This window comes from Candidatus Falkowbacteria bacterium (genome assembly GCA_013336275.1).
GTDB lineage: Bacteria > Patescibacteriota > Patescibacteriia > Patescibacteriales > GWE2-39-37 > JAAXUA01.
Genome location: JAAXUA010000001.1, coordinates 179,515 through 196,968, shown reverse-complemented (window position 1 = coordinate 196,968; position 17,454 = coordinate 179,515). Strand labels below are relative to the sequence as shown.

At 52.1% G+C, this 17,454-nt stretch carries 15 protein-coding genes and 2 tRNA genes; 3 read left to right on the top strand and 14 right to left on the bottom strand.

Going from position 1 to position 17,454, the window contains the following annotated elements:
* Both ftsE and HGA34_00940 read right to left on the bottom strand, forming a co-directional pair.
* A complete protein-coding gene (ftsE, locus tag HGA34_00945) occupies nt 1-681 on the bottom strand; it encodes a cell division ATP-binding protein FtsE (protein NTW22093.1) in 681 nt (226 codons plus the stop codon).
* Nucleotides 682-685: 4 nt separating this feature from the next.
* Nucleotides 686-2,233, bottom strand: coding sequence for a hypothetical protein (locus tag HGA34_00940; protein ID NTW22092.1), 1,548 nt, complete (start codon nt 2,231-2,233; stop codon nt 686-688).
* A gap of 172 nt (nt 2,234-2,405) precedes the next feature.
* On the opposite strand from HGA34_00940, the gene HGA34_00935 reads away from it, so the two are divergent.
* A tRNA-Gly gene (locus HGA34_00935) sits at nt 2,406-2,476 on the top strand.
* Between the two features lie 12 nt (nt 2,477-2,488).
* Nucleotides 2,489-2,564, top strand: a tRNA-Thr gene (locus HGA34_00930).
* Between the two features lie 139 nt (nt 2,565-2,703).
* Here the strand turns inward: HGA34_00930 and HGA34_00925 are convergent.
* The 9 genes from HGA34_00925 to murB all read right to left on the bottom strand — a co-directional run bounded on the left by HGA34_00925 (nt 2,704) and on the right by murB (nt 12,841).
* A complete protein-coding gene (locus HGA34_00925) occupies nt 2,704-3,114 on the bottom strand; it encodes an adenylyltransferase/cytidyltransferase family protein (protein NTW22091.1) in 411 nt (136 codons plus the stop codon).
* Nucleotides 3,115-3,117: 3 nt separating this feature from the next.
* Nucleotides 3,118-4,371 carry a hypothetical protein gene (locus HGA34_00920; protein ID NTW22090.1) on the bottom strand — a complete coding sequence of 418 codons (1,254 nt, stop codon included), beginning with the start codon at nt 4,369-4,371 and terminating at the stop codon, nt 3,118-3,120.
* A 6-nt stretch (nt 4,372-4,377) separates the two neighbouring features.
* The gene (locus HGA34_00915) at nt 4,378-4,803 is read right to left on the bottom strand and encodes a hypothetical protein (protein ID NTW22089.1); all 426 of its coding nucleotides are present in this window, start codon (nt 4,801-4,803) and stop codon (nt 4,378-4,380) included.
* A gap of 84 nt (nt 4,804-4,887) precedes the next feature.
* Nucleotides 4,888-6,429 (bottom strand): glycosyltransferase family 2 protein, encoded by a 1,542-nt coding sequence (locus HGA34_00910; protein NTW22088.1) that lies wholly within the window; start codon nt 6,427-6,429, stop codon nt 4,888-4,890.
* Between the two features lie 6 nt (nt 6,430-6,435).
* Complete coding sequence (locus tag HGA34_00905; GenBank protein ID NTW22087.1) at nt 6,436-7,116, bottom strand: DUF1361 domain-containing protein; 681 nt, start codon at nt 7,114-7,116, stop codon at nt 6,436-6,438.
* Nucleotides 7,113-8,852, bottom strand: coding sequence for a type IV secretion system DNA-binding domain-containing protein (locus HGA34_00900; GenBank protein ID NTW22086.1), 1,740 nt, complete (start codon nt 8,850-8,852; stop codon nt 7,113-7,115). The genes HGA34_00905 and HGA34_00900 overlap by 4 nt, the downstream gene beginning before the upstream one ends.
* Nucleotides 8,853-8,857: 5 nt before the next feature.
* Complete coding sequence (locus HGA34_00895) at nt 8,858-10,369, bottom strand: hypothetical protein (GenBank protein NTW22085.1); 1,512 nt, start codon at nt 10,367-10,369, stop codon at nt 8,858-8,860.
* Between the two features lie 92 nt (nt 10,370-10,461).
* The gene (locus HGA34_00890) at nt 10,462-11,703 is read right to left on the bottom strand and encodes a hypothetical protein (protein ID NTW22084.1); all 1,242 of its coding nucleotides are present in this window, start codon (nt 11,701-11,703) and stop codon (nt 10,462-10,464) included.
* Nucleotides 11,704-11,896: 193 nt separating this feature from the next.
* Nucleotides 11,897-12,841 (bottom strand): UDP-N-acetylmuramate dehydrogenase, encoded by a 945-nt coding sequence (murB, locus tag HGA34_00885; GenBank protein ID NTW22083.1) that lies wholly within the window; start codon nt 12,839-12,841, stop codon nt 11,897-11,899.
* Nucleotides 12,842-13,063: 222 nt separating this feature from the next.
* On the opposite strand from murB, the gene HGA34_00880 reads away from it, so the two are divergent.
* The gene (locus HGA34_00880; protein NTW22082.1) at nt 13,064-13,714 is read left to right on the top strand and encodes a Crp/Fnr family transcriptional regulator; all 651 of its coding nucleotides are present in this window, start codon (nt 13,064-13,066) and stop codon (nt 13,712-13,714) included.
* Between the two features lie 49 nt (nt 13,715-13,763).
* Here HGA34_00880 and murC read toward each other — a convergent pair whose 3' ends face one another.
* Genes murC through ftsW form a run of 3 tightly spaced genes read right to left on the bottom strand, consistent with a single transcriptional unit; the run spans nt 13,764 to nt 17,450 of the window.
* The gene (gene murC / locus HGA34_00875; GenBank protein NTW22081.1) at nt 13,764-15,209 is read right to left on the bottom strand and encodes a UDP-N-acetylmuramate--L-alanine ligase; all 1,446 of its coding nucleotides are present in this window, start codon (nt 15,207-15,209) and stop codon (nt 13,764-13,766) included.
* Between the two features lie 8 nt (nt 15,210-15,217).
* Entirely contained in the window at nt 15,218-16,300 is a 1,083-nt protein-coding gene (gene murG, locus HGA34_00870) for an undecaprenyldiphospho-muramoylpentapeptide beta-N-acetylglucosaminyltransferase (GenBank protein NTW22080.1), read from the bottom strand.
* A 4-nt stretch (nt 16,301-16,304) separates the two neighbouring features.
* Nucleotides 16,305-17,450, bottom strand: a complete 1,146-nt coding sequence (ftsW, locus tag HGA34_00865) for a putative lipid II flippase FtsW (protein ID NTW22079.1) — start codon at nt 17,448-17,450, stop codon at nt 16,305-16,307.
* Between the last annotated feature and the right edge of the window lie 4 nt (nt 17,451-17,454).

Below are 17,454 nucleotides of genomic sequence, written 5' to 3'. Positions count from 1 at the left end.
TTATAAGATATATTTCCCGACTTCTTGATCGCTGACCACTAGGCCGTTCTCAATGGTGATGACGCGCCGCTTGAGGCGATTGACGATCTCGCGGTTGTGAGTGACCAATACGACGGTAGTGCCGAATTTATTGATACGCAAAAGCAACTCGATAATCTCATCGGCATTTATGGAGTCGAGATTGCCTGTCGGTTCATCGGCCAGAAGTATCTTCGGGCGATGAACTAGCGCGCGGGCGATAGCAGCGCGCTGCTGCTCGCCGCCGGAAACTTCATGTGGATAGCGGTCCATCTTGCCTTCAAGCCCGACGATCTTCAAGACCTGGGGCACGATAGCCCTGATCTTTTTCGGCGGCTGGCCGCAGACCTGCAGGGCGAAAGCGACATTCTCCTTCAAGGTCTTGGTCGGCAACAATTTGAAATCCTGGAAGATGACGCCGATCTGGCGGCGCAATGTCGGAATCGCGCTCTTGCTGATGTGGGTAATGTCCCAATCGCCGACGATGATCTTGCCTTCGTCGACGCGCTCCTCGCAGATCAAGGATTTGATCAATGTCGTCTTGCCTGAGCCCGACTGGCCGACGATCGAGACGAACTCGCCCGGCTTAATGAATAGGCTCACGCCGGCCAACGCTTTGACGTCCGGCTGATAAGTTTTTTTGACCTCCTCGAATTTGATCATGGGATTATTTGATGAGACTCAGGCCGTATCGGGCCAAAGACTCGGTTTCGCTGAAACTGGTCGAGCGATTCGGACTGCCTAGCGTCACGACGATTACGCTCTTGCCCCGGCGGTCATCCGCCCGCGTCAGGAGACAATAACCTGCTTCGTCCAGATATCCGGTCTTGCTGCCGCTGACGTTCAGGCGGGAGAAAGTGATAAGCTGGTTCGAATTCTTGATCGTGTGGGGTATTTTCTTGTTGAGAGTAGTGAATTTATAGCTCTTCACCTTGCTGGCCTCCTCGATTATCGGATGTGACAATGTCTTAGTGCTTATTATAGCATAATCCTCGGCAGAACTCACGTTTTCCGGTGAAAGGCCTGTCGGCTCGATAAAATGGGCACTTGAGGCGCCCCACTCATGGGCCACCTGGTTCATTCTTTTGATGAAATCATCGCGCTTCAGGCCGCTCACGCGGACGAGGCTCTCGACGGCGTTATTGGCTGACCCGACCAGAGCGGAATAGAACAGGTCTTTGATCGTCATGGTCTCACCATCGGAAACCTTGAGCCGCGCCACCTCCCATTTATTGGCGAACTTGTAATTATAATTCTCATCAGCGATGCTGTACGGAACGACGCGATTGAACGAAGGCTTGGTTTCAAGGAAAACGTATGCGCTGACAAGCTTAGTCAAGCTGGCAATCGGCATTGAGCTGGTGGGATTCTTACTCCAAAGCGTCTTGCCGGTCTTGGCATCGATGACCGTTCCAGCTTTGGTAGCGATGCGCATACTAGCCGGGTAGCCTTCAGCTGGCTGGCCGAGCCACTGCCCCGTCGGTGCGGCAATGGACAAAGGCTCGACGCGCACACGCGCCATGCCCTGCCCGGTCGGTGCGATGCGGCCGAAAGCGACCTTGTCCAGGTCGATCACCCGATCAGGGTGGCGGTCGCGGTCAGGGCCGAAGTCATTAACGACGACATCCACGAATTTCTTAGGGTTGTCCAGGTTGAATACCCTCAAGCGCGAGCCTTTAGGAAAGTCCGGTGATGCGGCGAAAAGGCCGCCCTTGTATTTATACCAACTGGCCTTGCCGACCGTTAAAAATCCCGGCACCTCGAAGACTGCGACTTTAGCATAAGGGAAAGGCAGTTTGGCCGTAACGGCCTTGCGTGACGACACTTCGGCGGATGGCAGCGGCTTCCAGGCATCTTTGCGCTTGTCATAGTAGAATAGCTGTTTGAGATTGTTGGTAGTCTTGATTCCTCCGATCTCTATCAGAAGCTGGCTTGACGTTGAAAATGCCTTGGGATTTTGGAAGTCTACCTGATAGACGCTGCTCAGGCGGTTGATCTGCCAAGGTTCGCTGGCCGGCGCTTCAAGCTCTGTCAGTACCGCAGCTGAATTGCCGATGAATGTTTTTTCAGTGGAGGCTACGGTGAGCTTGGCCAAACTCTTCTTGATTACCTCGCCAGCAGCAACCCTGAATGCAGTACTTGTGGCAACGGGGACGGCCAAAGTGGCGGCTGGGGTCGAAGTAGCGGAGACGGACGTCTCCTGGGCTGCTGCCACATTAACAAAAGCACTAGTTGTGAAAAAAACTAGTGATATTGCGCAGGATATGATTTTTTGACTATTTTTCTGTCTCACTTTATAATTATATCAATATTAATGACATTAGCCAACCCCGGAATAACCTTGAATCGCTTGTTTTTCGGGAACATTGGCTGATTTTTGTTTATTTGCGGGTGTAGTATAATGGTAATACATGACCTTCCCAAGGTCGAGTCGTGGGTTCGATTCCCATCACCCGCTCAGGACTCTTAAGCCGAGATAGCTCAGTTGGCAGAGCGACGCACTCGTAACGCGTAGGTCGTGGGTTCGATCCCCATTCTCGGCTCCAGCAAATAAAGCGACGCACTTCCGCCCGAGGCGGATAAACTCCACACGTAGACCATGGGTTCCCTGCCCGCCTTGGGCGGGGATCCCCATTCTCGGCTCAAACTTTAATGAAAAAACTGCCTCATTTCGTGGCAGTTTTTTCATATCTGCTTCGCTTTGAGTTTCGATGATTTGTAAATGTCGGGCCGATACGATTTCAGCTTGACTATTCTCGTCGCTATTCCAAGTTGTTCAAGCTTGCTTGCCAAGGTGTCCGTCAGATAAATCTGATCGTAACCAAGGCAGATGACATCAGGCCTAACCTTTTTGATTGCCAAATATTTGTCTCGCAAACTGCCTAGCACGGCTTCATCCACCAATCCGCTATCTCTGACCGCGGCCAAGCGGCTTAGCTCATCCTGAAGCGGCAGCGCCTTCTTGACTGCCAGGACCGTTCGGTCGCGAGCGATCACTGCGTAGAGCTTATCGCCGTAGCGCCGCGCCTGGCGCAAAAAGCTCCGATGGCCGGGGTGAAAAAGGTCGAACGTACCAAAAACCAGCACTTTGCGCATACGCTATTGCACGAAGTTGATCGCCCTGGCCTTGAGCAGACGTTCGTCAACGATATCCGAGAGGGTTTTCGGCTTTACCAATACATAGCTGGCTTCGATGGCCTCTCCGCTTGATCCGACCTTTTGCACGATATAGAAACCATCGGAAGAAACAATGATGCTGCTCATGGCGCCGTCACTCAAGGAAGCGAACCCCGGACCGAATTTTTTCACCGCGTCATCAGGAGCGAACAGCTCTTTGGCTGACTTGGCGCCGTGCTTCGCGGCAGCGGTCTCGAAATTTATTCCAGTCGCTATTTCCTGCTTGATTTTGCGTATAGTACTGAAAGCGGCGGCGTTTATCTCCTTGTCGGACACTACAGCTTTGCCGAGCTCATTAAGCAGGGTTGCCGCACTGTCCGTGGGCGGCAACTGATAATATTTGGCCAGCTGCTCCAATATCTGCCACTCGACGCTCGCCGATGTGGCGATGTCAGCCAGACTATCCTCGGGAGCACCTTTGCCCTGAAGTCCCGCTTTCAGGTCGAGATATTGATAGAATTCGACGAAGCCATAAGAACTGACCAGGCCTGGCACCGGCACGACCCTGGCCACGGATCGGAAAAATGCCGAATTTGGTTTAAAGGTAAAGAAGTATAAACTGATCAATAAATAAAAGGCTAAAGAAATCATCATGAGAATCGCGAATAGTTCAGCCATCTGGAATAAGCCGGACTTCTTGGCAGTTTCATTTTTTATGTCCTCAAGCAGATCCACCCTAGGCGGGGTGGCGATTTTTGGTTCCGCGACGGCACGAGGCTGAATGATCTTAGGGCCTTTCTCTGTCGCAAGCGGCTTGTCATCGCGCATCGGCTTCTTGTTTTTCTTCGGCTGCTTCGTTATCGGCGCTTCAGGCTTAGCCAGCTTCTCCTTTTTGACGTCCTCCAAAAAATCCACCTCAAGCGGCGCCGGTTGGTTTTTCACTCCCAAGAATTGACTGATCGGCTCGACGTGCGGCGCTGCTGCAGTTGGCAGTTTGGCTGGCGCTGCAGCCGGGACGGGAGTGGTGTTAAGCACGGTCTTTTCCGTCTTGGGAAAATTTATGACTGATGCTGCCACCGGCTTGGCCGGAAGCACCACGGCCGGCTTGGCTGCCACTGATTTTTTCTTTTCCGACCGGCCGGTCTTCTGCTTTTCCAAGAACTCCAAAACTACCGCCCTTTTCTTGGCCAGCTGTTCCTCGCTATAATTGATGCCTCCTGGCAAGGATTTAGGCATAATGAATTAGTAGAAAAAATATTTATACCAGAGTCCGGGGTTCGATTCCTTAGCCGGTGTCTCATCGCGCAAGGACGGCTTGGATAGGAGTTCGGTGACTTTATTGCCGATAACCGCTCCTTTATCGTTGTTCCTGACCACCACAACTTGTTCGCCTGGTTTTTTCAGGTCCAGATTGAGCCTAGCCTGCTCTTCAGCGAATTCCTTGGAATCAAGATAGGCGATCGAATCCAGCAGCTTGGATTTTTTTACCTCATTATCAGCGATTTCCTGCTGTAAGAGCTTGATTTCACCGCTGACCCCATGGCGTTGCTGGACATTCTTGGCCAAAGGTATGCTGATAAGAAAGATAAAAACGATCAGCAAAACCAAAAGAGTGTGCGGACTATTAAAAATCCGTCGCAACCAGAATTGTTTGTTTTGTTCGCGCATATTCAAGTAGTACAATGGAGTAATTATAACACAAAAACCCCGAAATAAAAAAACACCGCTTCACGCGGCGTTATTCTAGGAAAGTTAGCGCGATTTGGGCGTGACCCAAAAACCCATATACCTCCCGAACATAAGCCTGGTCTGCGCGGCCAAGCCAGGAATCGCCCCGAAGACGATAATGCTGATCGGCAGGATCAGCCACTGGAGCACCATCGACATGCTCTTGCCGAAACCGTAATGCTTCGGCCGCTTAGGCAGGAGCAGGGTCGACAAGATCGCCGATAAGACCAGGCCGAACATCGCCACGGTCATCAAGGTTCTGGTGACGGTCGGGAGATTGCCCGACAAAACAGTGGCATTGAAGCGATCACCGCCCAAAAGCATCGGCATCCATCCGATGACCGCGATAATCAAGGCGTTAGTCGCCCAAGAGTGAAAACCATAAAGCTGGACAAAAATCAGCTCCATGGTGCGGCCTTTGGGCATCTCTTTGTATTTCTTGATGAAGTTGAAAATCAGATATGGCGTATTCTCGACCCCCCAGCCCCAGCGGCGTTGCTGCTTGTACAGGCTGCGAGCGGTCTTGATGAAATTCTCATCCATCGTGGCGTCCATGGATACCGGGAAATATAACGGCTCAACCCGGTAATCGCCGCGGTAAAAGCAATAACTATGCCAAAAGATGCGGGAATCCTCGCTGACCATCTTGGTCGACCAGAAGCCGATGTCAACCAGAGTCCGCCAAGTCATCGAGTGCGACGAGTAGGTGGCGAGCTTCTCTTGCCTGATCTGCTGCATCATCTGCCAGAAAGTATTGGAAGATGCGGCGACGCGAGAAAAGAACGGCGCTTCCCAAATGTTGTTGAAATAGACCGGAATCGGCTGATAGCTGGCCCGATACTGATTCGGCACCGTCAAGAACTTGTGGGTCAGATTGGCGAAGTAACCAGGATAGACTACGGTGTCGATGTCCAACACGCTGACCACGATATGGTCGTAGTTCAAGGCAAGCTTGTCGATAATCTGCTCTTTGACTATCTTGCCAGCATACGCCTGATTGGCACCTTTGCCTTTGAGCTCGCCTTCGATATTGTCAGGATGGACCGTAATCAGGAAATGTCCGAAGTGATGGGCGAACTCTTGCTTGACCTGCTGCGCGCGAGCCTGCGCTTCGGCACCGCCCCGCTCTTCGGTGGCCAAGACCACGATCATGCGCTCGGTCGGATAACCGTCTTTGACCAGGGCGTTGAAGCTCGGTCGGATAACCTCGAGGCTTTCGTTGTATGTCGGCAGAATGACCAGGTGCCAAATCTCCTGCCAGGCTGGTCGGCCAAGCAAGGCCGGCTGCTCACGCAGGACATTATTCCAATCGATGACGATATTTTCTTTGAGCTTACGGTAACTGGCAATCAGATGGATACCCAAATACAGGACCAAAAGCAGCCAATAGACGTCGAAGGCTAGAAGAAAATAGGCTACCCAGACCGGCAAGAAATATGACAGGATTACCAAGCCGATCAAAGTGCCCCAAGACAAAAAACCTGGAAGCATCTCCAGTAAACGATAAAGCCTATAATCAGCGCCCTCTAAATCAGTCGCTTTGCCGATCTTCAAAAAATCAATCATGTGTTTTTAATACTCCTTTTTCTTAAATGCGATATTCCCTCCCCAATACAAAATATAAAGAAATATAGTAAAAATTAGCCAATTTGTAAAGCTTTTGGGGTCGTTCAGATAAATCAGGAAATTCCGGAATATTTCCCCCGGATATATGAAGAATTCCCAGCTATTCCAACGATGGACCAGGCCGAAAAGAAAGCCGAGAGCGACGACCGGGATCAGCAGCAGAAGCCAGAGTTCAGCCATGATCCGGCCATAGGTTTCGGAGATAAAACCCTTCATCTGGTTGAGCAAGAAGACGAAAGACCACCAACCGATAGCGGCGTAGGTGAAGAAAAAGAGGATCATCCAGGCATTTTTTTCGCAGACTTGGAAAGGCGAATCGATAGGGCAATAATTCAGAAGATGGCGTACATCGCTGACGATATAAATCGTATTCGGGATGAAAAGCAGCCAAACGAAAGCCAACGCAAAAAAGCCCAGCCTTGAAGCGAACGATGCCAGCCCGGTCTGGCGACCCAGTCTGATTATGACCAGGCCAATGAACCAAGGGATTATGACCAAAAAAAGATTCCAGAATATGGTGACCAGCTGGTAATCGTTCACCCTGATACGGTATAGCCAGTTATCGCTCTTGAAAAAGGAATCGACACTGGTCCAGGATTGGTGGATGTAGCGGTTGAACTCGATCATGACTGGTCTTGCTTATTTTCAGCTTCCGCTCTTGCCTTTTCGGCCTGGGCTTTCTCAAAAGCTTCCTTGATTGACATAGGCTTAGGAAAAGCCGGTGCGCCAGGGTCGGATTCGAGGCTGGCCAGCTCCGACAGCTTCTGCTGCTTGCGCAACGAAGATTCCTTATTCTTCTCTTCTTTCAATGACTGCAAGCATTCTTTGCAATAGATGGGCCGCAACCCGTCAGGAACGAAGGCAACCCTAGTCCGCTTGCCGCAACGGCTGCAGGTAGCCTCGTTGCGGGAGGCATCGTCCCCGCGCTCGGGACGCCTAGCGCTAGGAGGAGTCTCCCTGTCTCTGATTGGCTGTGGCGCGGAATAGGCTGCCGGTTCGGGGCGCCTAACCGGAGCGGGCGCAGCCGCCGGAGAGGTGGCTGGCGCCGTCGAGACATTGGCTGGCGCCGACTCTTCATCATCGCTCTCGTGCCAACGGCGGATCCTATCCTCGACGACTTCCCTTCTTTTGGCGTAGCGCTCGCGGGTCACCTGGATCACCTTGTCAAGATTTCCAGTCTTTTCGGCCTCGGTCAAAGGAGCCAGGCCGCGGGCCGAAAAAGGATTGGAGGTGATGCCGTCGATCATCAGCTTCAGATAAAATTCGTATTTCGGCAGGTTGACCAGATCCTCTTCGGTAAAAACCGGTTCGAATTCCTTGACCAGCTTTTCGGCGTCAGCAGCACCGATGCGGAAAACGACCATGGTGCCGATGTTTCCGAAAACCGCCGCCTCGACAACCTCGCCCAGCTGTTCGATATACTGATGGGCCATGATTAGGTTCAGATGGTATTTGCGGGCTTCGGACAAGATGTTGGTGAAAGAATCCGTGGTGAAGTTCTGGAATTCGTCGATATAAAGATAGAAGTCCTTGCGGTCGTGCTCCGGAATATCTACGCGGCTCATAGCCGCCAGCTGGATTTTGGTAATCATCATAGCGCCGAGCAAGGCTGAGTTGTCCTCGCCGATACGGCCCTTGGACAGGTTCATGATCAGTATTTTCTGACCATCCATGATCTCACGGATGTTGATCGACGACTTGACCTGGCCGACGATGTTGCGCATCAAAGAGCTGGAGAGAAATTGGCCGACCTTGTTTTGGATCGGCGACACGGCCTCCGAGGCGAACTTGTCGGCATAGCTGGCGAACTCGTTGACCCAGAACGAACGGACCACCGGATCCTGGATCTTGTCGATGACGTTCTTGCGGAATTTCTTATCCGCGAACATGCGGGTCACGGCCAACAAAGTCGAACTCGGGTAATCAAGAATCGCTAGGATGGAATTACGCAGGATGTACTCCAGACGCGGTCCCCAGGAATCAGCCCACAATTTCTGGAAAACGCCGATCAGGCCTGAGGCGACCAAGTGGCGCAAGTGCGGCTCGACTTGCTCGATCACGTTGAAAGCGATCGGATATTCGATATCCGCCGGATTGAAATAGATGACATCATTGATGCGGTCCGAGGGGATGAACTGCATTATTTTCTCGGCCAGATCGCCATGCGGGTCGACGACGGCCACGCCGCGGCCGGCGCGGATGTCCTCGACGATCATATTCTCCAAAATCGTCGATTTGCCCATGCCGGTCTTACCGATAAGGTACATGTGGCGGCGGCGATCGTCGGTCTTGATGCCGAACTTGCGTGCGGCATTGCGATAGGTCGTCTGGCCGAAGACTGTGATTTCGCTTATTTCGCTCATAGTGTTTATACGAATGGCAGGTTGATCGGCGGCTGGTCATCGTCTTCGACCTCCACCGATTTTTCCGGCTCGTTAGGTTCAAGGGTAAATATGTTTTCTTCCTTCAATTCTGCTCCTTCAGCTTCCCGCTCTTCAGCTTTGGGTGCCGCTGCTGCTTCTCGACCCATCACTTGGAATATCTCATCCGGCACGATCGTGCCGGTCGGCGGTTCGGATAGCGGCAAGGTGATCGGCGCCTCCGCTTTGCGGCCGGACGCCTTCTGCAAGAGCGGCGCCTTGACCACATGCTCGATCGGGAAATGCCACAAAGTGGCCAGTTCCTCGGAATTCATCACCCCGGCCGGAGCGCCATAGCCCGAGCGGCCCATGAAACGCTTGACGATGCGGTTTTTTCTAGCCAGAAGCCGCGAATCCTTGAACATGTACGCCGTCGAAGTAGCCGTCACTGCCATGTCCGGCTTAAGATTGTTCATGTCATTGTATGAAAACTGCTTGATGAAGCCGACGAAGCCGTTGACGACCTTGGGCTTGTTCATAACGTCCTTCTTGGCGATGTAGACCATGCGCATCTTGAACTTGAAGCCCATCTTGCTGATTTTTTCCTGGATACCCTCGACGGCCTTCTTCTGGGCCGGCTTCAGATCCATCATCTTCAAGGCATCATCCTTCTTGACCTCGGCCGCTCCTGGCTTCAGCGTGGTGCCGGCTCCGGCATCGACCCAGCCCAATGCCTCATCGATAATCTTGTTGGTAATCGACGGTTTGGATTTAGGCTTTTCCTTCATGATTTTCGATATCTCTTCCTCGCCCTTCTTGACCCATTCGAAGTCGGTCGGAGTGACCAGGATCTGATACCAGAGCTGTTCGCCTGAGTGCAAGCTGGAACAGAGATCCATCAGGGTGGCCATCGGATCGCGAAAATGCGTCTCAGGCGGTCCGTATTGGTGCTCGAAATCCTTGTAGGTCTTGATCGGATAGGTCCAATGTTTCACCTGGACGAACTCAGCGCCCCAGACATCGTATTCATTATCCGGGAAAACTGAAGGCATGCCGATCGTATAATCATTGATTTCAGTGATTTCCGCGTCGGGATATTGGGAATAGAAAGCTGTCTCGACCAGATGACGGAAGCCCTCGGGCGTGCGGACCACGAATTGGGTGTAGCCCTCGATGCTGACGATTTCGAAGCTGAAACCGAGCTGGTATTTGCCTTCCCAGAAAATATCTATCAGATTCAGGGTGCCGTGGGCGCCCGCCAGATAGGTAAAGAGGTTCTCAACTGCCTTAGGCGACTGCTCATTACCTCGAGGAACATCGATTGCCAGATAGATGAACTTCTGCTTGGCGGCGAATTGATTCTGGCGTTCATAGACCCAAACCTGCAGAATGCCCCAAAGGAAAGTCAGGGCGAATGGGATCCAGCCGAAAAGGATCATGAAACGCAAAAGCATCTCATCGGGCGGCAGGGCCAGAAAGTCGTAAATCGGTTGCAGATTCAATACGATGTCTCCATTCATATCCTTTGTTCTTTGTTTTTATTTTACCACGATTCCTCAATTGAGGCCAAATGAAAAGAGCGCCGATTCTGGCGCTCTTTTCAGGAAGTATCTTATGCTTGTTTCAAAATGTAACGGTTATCCACCTTATCGAAAATATTCTTATCCATCAGCGCCAGGATGATAGTAGCCTTCTTGACCAACCTCTGAGACAGGACCTTTTCGATGATCTCGTCGCGGGTCAGGCCTTCCGGGTTCTGGGCCAGGATTTCCTTGATCACATCAAGGACGGTCCCTTGCTTATAACCCCACTCCTTCAAGGAATAGAGGCCGCGGCCGACCAGGACGTACTTGTCATCAAGGATCAGCTCGTTATGGACAGTGGCAGCATTGGCTGGCTTGTCGTCGAAGTTGATCTGGTTAATCCTGGTGGTGATATCGACGAAATGCAACGGTTTGCCTTCGTTCTTCAATATGAGGTAAATCTTGTCATTGATGGTCTTAGGCTTGATTTCGCGCCAATCAGCGATGCCCCACTGGCCGAACTTGTTCTGCTCGATCTGCTTCGATGCCTGCAGCAAGGAATAGAGAGCCTTATTGGCGTTGACCACCTCGGCATTTTCCTGAAACAGGTCGCCGCCAAGGACATTGGAGATATCCAGATTATAGATAAGATTGAATTTGTCCTGATATTTCTGGAACGAATCGAGATCCTTGATGGTGCCGATCAGTTCGTCAGTAGCGAACAAACGCTTCGCCTCCTTGATTTTAAGCACTAAATCCTGGGCCAATTCCTCTAAATGATCCAAAGTTTGGTGTTTAAGCTTGAAGGCTTCCTTGAACTGCTTCGAGCTTTTGACTTCCTCGAAATGATCATGGAGCAGACGTGAGATCAGAAAATCGAGGTGATTCTTGTGCAGACCAGCCTCTTCAGGCTTGTTGCGGAACCCGCCAGCCGAAAAGTTGACGAGATTGTTGAGAAGGTATTCTTTTTCCATCAAGCCGCCATGCTCTTCCAAAAGCTGATTGATCGTGCGGCGCAGGCTGATGATGAACTCTTCCAAATTTTTCAAAGCACGGAGCTTTTTGACGCTGGAAGTCTCGATCTGGCGGATACGCTCGCGGGTCAGCTTGTGCACAGCACCGATGTTCTCCAAGGTTTCCTTTTCGCTGCCATGGAGACCGAAACGGCGGGACAGAACGTCGCGTTCGCGATCGTTAAGCTGGGAGAGAAGGTTCTCCGTAATCTCAATAGCATCCAACCGCGCCACTTGTTCGGCCTGGTTGTTGGTGAGAATCTGGTCGAGAATAGATTTTCCGTCGAGAGATGCGCTCTGGTTGGGATTATTTTCCATATTAGCTTAGAAAAATCGGACAAGCTCAATCTTTCTTCTTGTGATTATTTAAACAAAAAAGAAAACCAAAACATTTGACTAAATCGTCAGTTATTATTTTAGTTTTCATAATATAGCACATTATTTCACATTAGTCAATAGTAAAAACAGCCCCGAATAGTGGTGCTGTTTTTTACTAATATTAAAAGTTTTTTTAATTGAGATAGGTGATTTCTTCTTTGAGCTGCACTTCGAATTCCACACGCACTTTCTGCTTGATCAAGCTCATCAAAACGATCACATCTTCAGCCGTCGCCTTTCCCTGCTTATTGATAATGAAGTTGGCATGGAGGTCGCTGACCCGAGCGCCGCCGACTTCTTTACCTTTGAAGTGGAGTTTCTCGATCAGCCAGGCAGCAGGCAGGCCGCCTGGACCGGCACCGGAGATTTTGTTCTCTTTTTTAGCCTCCTCGATCAATTCCGGGTTATTAACCTCCGACAATGGGACATTTTTGAAGACGCTGCCGGCACTGAAGTATTTAGGCTGCTGCTCCGACCGCCGTTTGACCACATCCTCGATCTTCTGCCTTATCTGCTCCGCATCTCCGGCCGCCAACTGCAGCTTGCAGCTTAATATGACGATGCCCTTCTCCTTAAAAATGCTGCTGCGGTAGCTGAAACCGCACTCATCCTTGGTCAACTGGTATATCTTGTCTGTTTCCGGGTCAAAAGCGCTGACTTCCGTCACTAATGCTGCCATTTCTGAGCCGAAACAGGCGGCATTGCCCCGAACGGCCCCACCGACCGTTCCTGGGACGCCGACAGCCCACTCTAACCCGGAAAAGCTGTGACGCTGGGCGCTCAGGCAGGCCCTGGCTAAAGGCAGCCCGCCGCCGCACTCGATGATATTATTTTCCCGAAAAAGGTATTGAAAGTTATATTTTATGATCAAGCCATCGAACCCGTTATCGCTGATAAGCAGGTTACTGCCGCCTCCGAGCACGAAAAACTTCTCATTATTGGCTTTGGCCCAACGGATCGCCTCGACAATTTCCTCGGGCGAATCGGCCTGGACGAACAGTTTGGCCTGTCCGCCGATGCGGAAAGTGGTGAAAGGCGCTAGGGTGATATTTCGATCGATTTTTTCCTCGATATTCATTTTGCGCGATTATTAGGTAATAATAGATTAATTCTAGCTTAATCCGGCAAATTAATAAAGCTCTTCATCGGTGCCTTGACTTTTTCTTTAAAATATGCTAAGTTTAGGTGTTTCATCGGACATTGAAACTTCAACCCCAACCCCATCGGTAACGAGGGCGGCCTCCTTTTGTATTTGTAAAGAGGAGGCTAACGCTTCCTTACCACAAAAAGGAGAGACGCCATGTCTAAAACAACCTCGATTGTCCCGACGTTAAAGCAAGTCCCACTCTTCAACGGCCTATCCGAAGAAAAGCTGGAAGAGATTTCCAAACATTTCACCCTCATCAAGAAGGAGAAAAAGGTAGTGCTTTACATCGAAGGCGACAACCCTGATTGTCTCACTTTCCTCACCTGCGGCTCAGTCAAAGCCACCTCCTATCCCGTCGATGGCGAAGTGAAAAGACTGATTAACGTCATCTACCTGCCCGGCGACTTTTTCGCCGAATCAAGCCTTGAAGGCAAGCCGCTGCCGTTCGATCTGGAAACCAGAGAATACTCGATCATGCTCAGGATCAAAACCGCCGACTTCAGGCAGATCTTGGAAAGCAATCTCGACCTCTTCTGGAAATTCCTGCAGCAGCAGGCCACGGAAAAGCTGGAGCTTAACCGCAAGCTGGGAATTCTCAGCCAAGCCGATGCCAAAGAACGCATCATCCAGTTCCTGGTCTACTTCTACAAGCAGCTCCCGACTTACCTCCCTATCAACCTGACGCACGAGGAAATCGGCGAACTCTGCGGCATGGCTCGCGAAACCGTCACCAGGGTACTTGGGGCATTGAAAAAAACCGGCCAGATCAAATTCGACGGCCGGAGAATTATCCCATGCGTTTAAGAAAAACCATGGCGACTTCAGGAGGGCGATACCATATCGCCCTCTTTTTTTATTTTCCCACCAATTTCTCGCCGACACGGAAGACGTCGCCGGCCCCCATCAAGAGGACGACATCGCCTTTCTTGACGGTCTGGCGCAGATACTGCTCGGCATCTTCCAATCTCGGCTGATGCACGACCGCCTTGGGCTGCTCGGGCAGATCCTTGATCTTGGCTATGAGGTCGAGACTCGACACACCACCCTGTTCTTCGCGGGCGCTGCCGTAGATATCCAGGACCACCAGCTCGTCTACTGGCGCGAAGCTGGCGGCAAATTCGTCAATCAGGGCCTTGGTCCTAGTAAAAGTATGCGGATGAAAGACGACGACCAAACGCTCCTTGGGATAAAGCTGGCGGATACCATCGAGGGCGGCCTTTACTTTGGCCGGATGGTGCGCATAATCATCCACGATCGGGACGCCGCGATACTCCCCCATCAATTCCATGCGTCGGCTGGTGCTGGTGAATTCGCCGATGTAGCGGCGGATGTCCAGAAGCGGCACCTCCAGCTCGATGGCGGCAGCGATGACCGCCAAGGCGTTGCTGATGTTGTGGCGGCCAGCCAAAGAGATTCTGAAATCACCCAGCTCCGAAGCGGCTTCGGCGTGATCATGGTTATGGGACGGATCGGCGAAAGTCGGATCATCTTCGCGTGCCGCCATACGGACTTTGAAATATTGCCGGCCGCCGGCCGAGCGAATGTCGTAGGCGACATAGTCGGCTGGCTGATCGATGGCGTAGCCGATAACCCGGCCGTGGCAATTGACACGAGCTGTCCGGCGGATGAAGTCGTCATCGAAATTAGCCACCAGAAAGCCCTTGCGCGGAATCTTCTGGATGAAGTCAAGAAAGACTCGCTGATATGATTCCAATGTCGGAAAATAATCGGGATGATCGTAATCGATATTGTTCAAAAGCACCGCCTTGGGCTGGAAGTATTGAAGCTTGTTCTGGTATTCATCGGCTTCGATCAGCATGAGATCGGAACGGCTGACCAAGCTGGCGCCGTTGAATTGCGGCACATTAGCTCCGACTAATACGTTCGGCTCAAAGCCGCTCCGATTAAGGAGATACCCCAGCCAGGCTGTGGTCGTGGTCTTGCCGGCCGAACCGGCCACTGCGATGCCGTATTTCTGGTTGAAAATTTCTCCAAGTGCCACTGCGTACGGAATCGATCTCGTCTTGCCGATGACCGCCTTGGCCAATTCGGGGTTGGTCTTGCTATTGTAAGCTGTCGAATAGATGATCAGGTCAGCATCCGCCGGCACGTTCGCTTCGCTGAAGCCTTCATGCACCCGGATGCCCAGACGCCCTAAAATGGCGTCTGTCATGAACGTCTCCTTGACGTCGCTGCCAGAAACCTCGATTCCCTGCTCAGCCAAAAACTGAGCGAGCATCGTCATGCCGACGCCCTTGATCCCGATCAGGTATGCTTTTTTGATTCTTGCCAGATCCATATATCGGATTAAGTCCTTATTGCCAGCGACTTGACCGCTTTGGCGAACGTTTCGTTAGCGTCCCTCTTGGCTAAGCGGCTGATGTTGCCGCCAAGCTCCTGGAGCAGGTCTTGGTCGTTGATCGATTCTTTGATTATGGTCGCTAGGAGCTCCGGCGTCAACTGCCGCTGGTCCAGGACGGCTCCGGCGTGAGCGTCGCGGAAAAATTCCGCATTATCCTCCTGGTGAGTGCCTGGCATCGGCACGATCAGAGCCGGCTTGCCAAGATAGGCTAATTCGGAAAGGGTCCCGATTCCGGCACGGGTCAGGACCAGATCAGCCGAAGCACAGGCCTCGGCCATTTCCTTCTCGTTAAGGAACGGTACGGAGCGGTAGTGCTTGCGCGCCGCGGTCGTGGCGGTATTCTTGTTCGGTCCCGTGACGTGCAGCACTTGGCAGAACTCCGCTAGCAACGGGGCCGACTCCTCGATCAAGACATTCAAGGCTTCCGCTCCGGTACCGCCGCCCAAGACCAAGAGTGAAGGCAGTCCGGACTTCGCCGGTACCTTTGACGGAGCATTCTTGCCCGCAGAGATGAATGATTGCCGAAGCGGATTGCCGAACCATTGGGCCTTCTCCTTGAAGTCGGCAAGTGATTTCTCAAAAGTTACAGTAATGACTGCGGCAAAAGGCGACATCAGGCGATTGGCCAATCCTGGGCGCAGATCCTGCTGGTGCACGATGATCGGTATTTTCAAAAGGCTGCCTGCCCAGACGACCGGAACGCTGATATAGCTCCCGGCGGTGACGATCAGTCCTGGGCGCCACTTTTTCATGAAAAGAAACGACTCGACTAGGCCGAAAAGGATGAGCCAAGGGTCGACGACATTGTGCCACGACCAATAACGCCGCAGCTTGCCGTTACGGATCGGTTGGAAACCGATTCCGGCGCGCTTGACCATGGTCTCCTCGATGCCGCCGCGCCCGCCCAGCCAGATGAATTCGAACTCATCGCCCGACTTGCGCAAAGTCTCGGCGATAGCTAAAAGCGGACTGACTGAACCGCCCGTCCCACCGCCTGCAAGCAATATTTTATAATTATTCTTTGGCATAAAACTATCTGGCTTTGGTCTGGCGGCTGATATTCAGAAGTAGCCCCAGGGCAGCTAACCCGGCCATGATGGCCGTGCCGCCGCTTGAGATGAACGGCAGCGGCACGCCGGTCATCGGAATCAGATTGATCATCCCGCCGATATTAATGAAAGCCTGAAAGGTCAGCCAGCAGGCGATGCCGATGGCGATCACCCGCCCGAATTGGTCCGGCGCTTTCTTGGCAATGATGTAGCCGCGGTAGAAGAAGCCCAGGAAAAGCAGGATCAAGCCGACGGAAAAGACGAACCCGAGCTCTTCGCCGATGACCGGGAAAATAGCGTCACCCGAAACTTCAGGCAGATACATCAGCTTCTGGCGGCTAGCACCGAAGCCGCGGCCGAATAAACCGCCGGAACCGACGGCGATCAGCGACTGATTGAGCTGATAGCAGGAGGCTTGCGAATCGCTTTCCGGGTTGAGATAGCACTGGATGCGGTCGGCCTGATAGTCTGATGACTTGACCATCAACACCACGGCCAAGATCCCAATAGCGACCAGGGCGACAATATGGCTGATCTTGCCGCCGCCGACGAACCAAGCCGCAAAAGAGGTGACGATGATTATGGATAGGGTGCCGAAATCCGGCTGCATCAGCATCAGGAAAGCGATGACGGCGAGAACCGCCAGAAAAGGACCGGTCCCTTGGGAAAAATCATCCATCTTCTTGCCGACCGATTCAAGCCAGGCCGCCAGGTAAATCAAGAAAAAAAGCTTGACGAATTCCGAGGGCTGCAAGGAAAAACCGAAAATATTGATCCAGCTATGGGCTTTGAAATTAGCTGAAGAGGCCAGCCCTGGTATGAAAACCAGGATCAGGAGAGCGATCGAAAACAACAGCAGATAGAAGGCATATTTCTGCCAGCGATGATAGTCGTTCTTGTAAAAAAAGAAAAAGAGACCGATGCCGATGACCAGGGCGTAAATCTGATGCTTGATGAAATAATAGCCGTCGTTATAGCGGGAGTAGGCCAAGGTGCCTGAAGCGCTGGTCAGCATGATCAGCCCGAAAAGGATGATTGCCGAGGCGATGGCCAAGAGCGGCCAATCCGGCTCGCCCAAACGAGCGGCGGCGGCAGCGGTCTGCTTGATTTTTTGGACTACTTTGGCCATTGGT